Below are 6781 nucleotides of genomic sequence, written 5' to 3' on the forward strand. Positions count from 1 at the left end.
AAGGCTAAAGGCTTTAATAAGGACGAGGGTTGGGCGTTATAACTCCAGATCCTAAAGCTAGCAATAGCAGTAACACAGCAATAGCTGACCACATAACTCGGCGCCCCAAGAAGTGACTCAGCTTTTTGCCATTGTATTTGCTCGAAGCGATTTGGATGAGCCCTTTCATTAAGTTGAATGCGATGAAAAACAGCATGGCAACCAACACAACTTTGAATAACAGGATAAAGGTAGGTGACGCCATAGTGATAACTCCAAACAGATTGAATTATGATGAGCGAAAGTTCCGCAGTAAAGGTTTATGGTTTGCGGTTGCTTTAACTTTGGTTTCAGTCGGCATTTTAATCAAGTTGGGTTTATGGCAGTTAGACAGAGGTAACGAGAAACTGCGTTATGAGCAGCAGCTATCGCAGAGAGCTCTGCAACCTCCTAAGCCGCTAGATACAGTGCTCGATGAATGGCGAAAGGCAAGCGATGGAACTCAGCAGCCGTTGCCCCCTTCGACCTTAAATGGCTTGAAAGCTGACGTCGAATTAGTGAAACCGAGTGGTTTAATTCTCTTGCTGGACAATCAAATCAATCAAGGAACGGTGGGATATGTGATTTACACGCTGGGCGAGCTTCAAACTCAAGATGGAAGAAAACAGCTTTTGATCGATCTTGGATTCGTTGCAGCAAGTAATGACAGAAGAGAGCTACCAGAAATAGGAAAAATAACGCTACCAATCGAGATGTCTGGTCGCTTGTATACACGTTCGGTTAATCCGTTAAGTCAGGAACTTGGTCTAGAAAGCACGACGCCGAAAAGGATTCAAAACATCAACATAGAAGCATTATCACAATACATAGGACAAGAGGTGTTGCCGTTCATTTTTCAACCTCAGAGCTTAGATTCATGGCCTTATGAAATGTTATGGCGTCCGACGGCAATGAAGTCTGAGAAGCACTTTGGTTACTCATTTCAATGGTTTGTGATGGCTGCAGTATTGCTCTCGCTGATGTTGTTGATTGGGTTTAGATACTTTAAGAAACATAGTCACATGAATAAGAAGTAAATGCTTGCAACCGTATAAACACCGTTAGCGATCGGCAGCGGCCAATACAGGGAGTCAAAATGGATAAGTTTCAAACACAAACTAGAAAGGAAAGTATCGATGCTAATCTTGCTGCGTTTAAACAGCGCCGATCACGTGGTCGACTTGTACTCATCGGATTGATTATGGTCTTCGCCTTACCTGCCATTATCGCTAAAACGGTATTAGATCAAAATTGGTACACATCTGGTGTGACAAACACTGGGGAGTTAGTTGAGCCAAGATTGACTCTACAAGATTTTGGACTGACGGCGCAGATGGGGGAAGAAGGTTGGTTGGTGGGTTACATTGCTCCAACGGACTGCGACAGCTTATGCGAACAACAACTCCACTACTTGAATCAAAGCTACTTAGCGCTGGGGAAGAATAAAGAACGAGTGACCGCTGTGGTGTTTGTCTCTGAAGGGGATGCATTACTAGGAGCATTTAACAAACCTGATTTGTCATTTCTGTATGGGGGAGAGCAATTGAGCACCAAGTTCGCGCCAGCTTCGATTGTTATCATTGATCCCCTTGGTCAACTCGTTATGGAATACAAAAGTGTCTCTGAACCGTCGCAGTTAGTCGGGCAGTCCCAAGGCATGATTCATGATTTAAGAAAGCTTCTTAAACTATCGCGTGTTGGGTAGCTGATAAGCAAATCGGTTTGACTGTGGTGACTGAACTCTGGCAGCGAAAGGGAATAAGTATAGGGAGATAAACGATGCAGAATAAAGCCCCTAATTTACTCATGCTCGTGATGCGAGTGACTATCTTACTGACGCTAACAGTGATTGTACTCGGTGCTTATACGCGATTATCGGACGCAGGACTTGGGTGTCCAGATTGGCCTGGATGTTATGGAAAGCTCACAGTACCGTCTGATGCAATAGCGGTAAACCAAGCCAACCTCCAATTCCCTGAACGTGCTCTTGAGGCTGATAAAGCTTGGATAGAGATGGTACATCGCTACTTTGCAGGTTCCTTAGGGCTTCTAATCTTTGTTGTGGTCATTTGGTGTATTAAGAAGAACATCATCTCTGCTGGGCTACCGTTACTTATTGCGGCAACGGTCATCTTTCAAGCTTTGTTAGGGATGTGGACCGTAACCCTCAAGCTGATGCCAGTTGTGGTGATGGCACATTTGATGGGAGGTTTCACTCTGCTGTCTTTGCTCTGCCTGCTCTATTGCCGCCTCTCTAGCTTCCAGACTCGCTTCGGTTACACGACGCACTCGGCGACTATCAAGTTTGCTGCACTTTTGGGCTTGGTAATTGTAATTGGACAGATCTTACTTGGCGGCTGGACGTCTTCAAATTATGCCGCGCTGGTATGTACTCAACTTCCGATCTGTGAAGGTAACTGGACAAGTTACCTAGATTTTAAGAAGGCGTTCGACTTTGCGCAGCATGGTTATGATAACTATGAGTTTGGTGTACTCGAGTATCCAGCAAGGCTCACCATACATGTCATGCATAGGTTTGGCGCTATTGTGGCAACGATAATGGTGCTAATGGTCGTATATCAGTTGTGGAAGTTTGGTCAAACAGCGCACCAAAAACTGGGTGTCATTGTGGCATTGTTATTAGCAGTGCAAGTCAGTCTAGGGATCAGTAACGTGTGGTTTCATCTACCGATTTCAATGGCAGTGCTGCATAACTTAGTTGCGGCGATACTGCTTGTCAGTTTGGTTGTAACAAACTTTGTAGTGTGGCACCGAAAACCAAGTGAGAGCTTGGTAAAGAACAGTGTATTACAAGGAGGTAATCATGGTCAGTAGAACTTCAACACAGCATCAAATGGTGGTTCAAGATACCGCTTTAAGTGATGAAGGCGCTGCTCAAAACAAAGCAGCTTGGAAGGTCTATTTAACACTGACCAAGCCTAAAGTGGTCGCTTTGATGTTGTTAACGGCATTAGTTGGTATGTGTTTAGCTGTGCCTAATGGATTGCCATTACAGCAAGCATTATTTGGCATGATAGGGATAGGGTTGATGGCGGGTTCAGCCGCTGCATTTAATCATCTGATCGACAAGAAAATTGATGGGCAAATGTCTCGTACTAATCGTCGTCCTTTACCATCGGGTGAGCTCAGCAGCGTACGAGTATTCGCCTTTGCAGCTGGTATCGGCTTACTTGGCTTTGTGACTTTAGCCTTGTTAGTTAATCCGCTTACGGCTTGGCTAACCTTTGCGAGCCTATTAGGTTATGCGGTTATCTATACAATGTATTTAAAAAGAGCGACGCCACAGAATATTGTCATTGCAGGGATCGCAGGGGCAATGCCACCTTTATTGGGCTGGACAGCTGTGACGAACGAGCTGCATTCTAATGCCTGGCTGCTGGTGATGATCATCTTCATCTGGACTCCTCCTCACTTTTGGGCGCTTGCGATCCATCGTCGTGACGAATATGCCAAGGTGGATATTCCGATGTTGCCTGTGACACATGGGATAGCTTACACCAAAACTTCAATTCTGCTGTATACACTACTGCTAAGTATCGTGTGTTTGCTGCCAGTATTAGTTGGAATGAGCAGTTGGATATACCTGAGCGCGTCTTTGGTGCTGAACGGTGGGTTTGTTTATCATGCCTGGGTATTAAAGTATCGTGATGAGCCTAACATGGCGATGAAGACATTCAAGTTCTCTATTTATCATCTCATGATTTTGTTTGTTGCTTTGCTGGCAGACCATTACCTACTATAAGATCATATTTGTAGATGAATATAGAACGAGAAAACGGATGCGCTTGGCATCCGTTTTTGTTTGGCTGATTGCTTAGCTTCACTCACATGAAAGTAAGTATAGAGCGATCAATTAGTCGACTTTGTTCCAAGCATCTTGCCAGTGTGAACCGACACCAGGTTCGTACTGAGTTGCCGTTGGTGCCCACTGTATACAGTAACCAGAGTATGGGAATTCTTTACACTGATAAACGCTACCATCGCTGCTTAGTACTTTTGTACCTGCAGTGTAAGATTCAATGCTTTCAGGGAATACGAAATCGTAATCGTCTGCTGGTGGCGGTGTCTGTTTGTCCATAAGATGGAAATCAAGTGTGTTTTGGTCAACTAAGTTGTCTTGGTCATCCTTAGTTACAACCACAAGCATGTGGTGGCCAGCTTCAGATCTCGACAGAGTTAATTGAACATCTTCAACTTGTCCGTCTTTAAGTTGAGACTTCTGAGACGCAAGTGCTTCACGATGGTGGTTGTATACCGTGAGCTCTGCTTGAACATCGCCTGTTGCTGCTAGAGTAAGATCGAGTTGAGTCGGTTGATTCTCGTCGATTATGTACTCTGATTCCAAACCTGTTACTTCAACTTCATGTTCTGGCTTTGGAGTGTCAATCTTGTAGCCGATCTCTACGCTCTTAAAGCCAGAACCTGCTTTTAAGTAAACCGGGTTTGAGCCGTATACAGGAGCGAAATCACCTTGGTCGTTCAATTGACCGGCTTTGATTTGTGTCTGCTCTTGGTTGATCTTTGATGCCAATGCATAAGACCAGTTGTTCGCTTTACCTTGCTCGTTGCTTTCAATCACTAGCTCTGTACTGTATGAAGCGTTCTCACCAGACTGGTCAAAGACACGAGTGTAAACTGCATCGCCAATATTTAAGTCGAGAGTTGGGTTGATTTGACCACCTTGGCCCCAATCAGGAATGATAGGTCCGTCGCCATCAAATTTCACATCAATAACGTTGTAGAAAGCCATTCGAGTATCACCCACATCCCAAACAGCCAGAATCACGTGATAGCCTTCTCTCTCCGGTACGTTACAAATGTGAGTAGCTGTATCTTGTGTCACCTCTCCATGACCATCAATTTCACAGAAAGGTGTAAGGTCAAACGAAGCACGTTCCAGTGGTGAGTTTTGGTCCCAACCTTCTTTAGTGATGTAATATTTGAAACTAGCCGCTACGTGGTTTGCTGTGAATGTCCACTCAAAGTATTGAGAACCAGATTGGATAGGGCGTTTAACCCAGCGATCGGAAGTTTGCTCGTCGAGCGCTGTCGCTAAAGAAGATTGTGCACTAGCGATTTTTCCATCAGCGGGCCCGACTTCAGGGAAGCCTTCAGGGCCTTCGACACTTTGTGGTTCCCATTGAATAGCACCACAGTTAGTGTTTTTCTCTTTTGTATCACTTGCAGGGAACTTACATAGAGCTACACGGCTTTCAGCTGCGCCATTATTGTATGCTGAGACATAACCGTGACCGAAGCTTGCTCCACTTACGCTAAGTAGCGATAGTGCGATAAGCGATTTTTTTGGGAGTTGTTTCATTATTTGTCCTTACTGTATTTGACCGACAAAAAAGGGAACACTCCAGCATGCATTGACACTTAAATCCTATTAAGTGGCGGCCCCGCTATCATAGACAGAATCTTTGTCGACAGACCGGTGGCTTTGCGTCCTATTTTTTCAAATAGTTTGCCAGAGGTGCGTTTAGGCAAGTCAAACGTAGTCAACGCGTTTTCTAAAGGCGAATGAATAGATTGAAATGTGGAATCCTAATCTCGAACTTTTAATTCTTAATACAAATTAACTTGCTATATGTTTAGTTTTCAATGTGTAAGTCATTGATATAAATTAATAAAGCACTTGATCTGATCGTTTTTGTGAATGCTTTTCGATTGTGATGTTTTGTTCTGAAAGACAATTGTGCGCATATCAAAACCAAACCTTTGGTTTCCGCTAACCGAACCCTGACACGCTATGTATGAAGAACCGGACAATTAATTAGTATGAATTATATAAAGGAGTCAGTATGGAATTCACTGAACAAGATAGAGAAGCGTTATACCAAACGTGGATGTCACAAAAATCACGAATGCGAATCACGCAGATGGAGTTTTCAAAGAAGCTTGGTATGAGTCAGCTTGATTTCTCAAATGTGTTGCGAGGGGAGTCACCGCTGACTATGTCATTTGTGAGTCATTTCTGTCGTCTACTTCATTTGGAGCCGAGAAACGTATCCCCGTCACTTAAAGAAGGAACTGACTCTGGTCCTAAAGTGGTCTATTTGAAAAGTAGAATGAGTGTGGATGGAGAGATCCAAAATGCCTACATCGAAGGAAATCAAGTGATCGTAGAGTATGCTCACACTGTTCAACACAACTAATTTTTGAGTTAGCTCTGAGTTATAGCCCCTTTTTCTACAAACTCTTCATATATGGTGTGGCATACTTTGGTGTTTTTTTTCCAATCTAAGTGTGCTGAGAATCCTCTAAAACTACTTTTGCTTGTCGCAACCAGCATCATTTTGTTTGGTTGTGCAGGCGGCCCAATCAAGACTGCCACCAAATTCACTACTTATGAAGATTTTCAGCGTGGTCCTGATGGGGGAGTGGTACTCGTTTGGGCAAGATTAGGGCTGCGTGACGCCGATCGTTTGAAGAGCAAGTTGGATGATTATGATTATGATTCTGTCGTCATTGACCAAATTTTTGTGCTCGCCAAATATGTAATCAACTATTGGGTTGATCGTTTAGGTGATACTCTACAGAACATGGATGACGCATAGAAAGACAGAACAATGTTAGAGAAAGAGAACCTGATTAAGTTGGCTCGAATGCAGATGCCATTTGGAAAGTATGCGGGTCGTAAGTTGATAGATTTACCCGAAGAATATTTGTTGTGGTTTGCCAATAAAAAACAATTCCCTTCGGGGGAGTTGGGTGATTTGATGCAGCTAAGTCTCGCCCT

At 43.8% G+C, this 6781-nt stretch carries 9 protein-coding genes and 1 riboswitch; of the genes, 7 read left to right on the forward strand and 2 right to left on the reverse strand.

The annotated features are described in order from the left end of the window. Positions 1–13 precede the first annotated feature (13 nt). A complete protein-coding gene (locus ACTRWI_RS16730; protein WP_499132948.1) occupies positions 14–244 on the reverse strand; it encodes a DUF2909 family protein in 231 nt (76 codons plus the stop codon). Here ACTRWI_RS16730 and ACTRWI_RS16735 point away from each other — a divergent pair. From ACTRWI_RS16735 to cyoE, 4 genes are all read left to right on the forward strand, one after another. Then, positions 156–1055 (forward strand): SURF1 family protein, encoded by a 900-nt coding sequence (locus tag ACTRWI_RS16735; RefSeq protein WP_499132949.1) that lies wholly within the window; start codon positions 156–158, stop codon positions 1053–1055. The genes ACTRWI_RS16730 and ACTRWI_RS16735 overlap by 89 nt on opposite strands. Positions 1056–1114: 59 nt before the next feature. Further along, positions 1115–1723, forward strand: coding sequence for a redox-active disulfide-containing membrane protein (locus ACTRWI_RS16740; protein ID WP_499132950.1), 609 nt, complete (start codon positions 1115–1117; stop codon positions 1721–1723). A gap of 74 nt (positions 1724–1797) precedes the next feature. Next, the gene (locus ACTRWI_RS16745; RefSeq protein ID WP_499132951.1) at positions 1798–2853 is read left to right on the forward strand and encodes a COX15/CtaA family protein; all 1056 of its coding nucleotides are present in this window, start codon (positions 1798–1800) and stop codon (positions 2851–2853) included. Positions 2854–2872: 19 nt separating this feature from the next. Further along, on the forward strand, positions 2873–3781 hold the full coding sequence (gene cyoE / locus ACTRWI_RS16750; protein WP_499132956.1) for a heme o synthase: 909 nt from the start codon (positions 2873–2875) through the stop codon (positions 3779–3781). Between the two features lie 111 nt (positions 3782–3892). On the opposite strand, the gene gbpA is transcribed toward cyoE, so the two are convergent. Then, a complete protein-coding gene (gene gbpA, locus ACTRWI_RS16755; RefSeq protein WP_499132952.1) occupies positions 3893–5359 on the reverse strand; it encodes an N-acetylglucosamine-binding protein GbpA in 1467 nt (488 codons plus the stop codon). 72 nt (positions 5360–5431) lie between these two features. Next, a riboswitch (cyclic di-GMP riboswitch) is annotated at positions 5432–5521 on the reverse strand. Between the two features lie 322 nt (positions 5522–5843). Here gbpA and ACTRWI_RS16760 point away from each other — a divergent pair. From ACTRWI_RS16760 to ACTRWI_RS16770, 3 genes are all read left to right on the forward strand, one after another. Continuing rightward, entirely contained in the window at positions 5844–6197 is a 354-nt protein-coding gene (locus ACTRWI_RS16760) for a hypothetical protein (protein WP_499132953.1), read from the forward strand. 66 nt (positions 6198–6263) lie between these two features. Next, a complete protein-coding gene (locus ACTRWI_RS16765) occupies positions 6264–6599 on the forward strand; it encodes a hypothetical protein (RefSeq protein WP_499132954.1) in 336 nt (111 codons plus the stop codon). A gap of 12 nt (positions 6600–6611) precedes the next feature. Beyond that, the coding region (locus ACTRWI_RS16770) for a DUF3820 family protein (RefSeq protein WP_499132957.1) at positions 6612–6781 on the forward strand (170 nt) is incomplete at its 3' end.

The organism is Pseudoalteromonas sp. G5_S1_14_S5 (assembly GCF_054968605.1).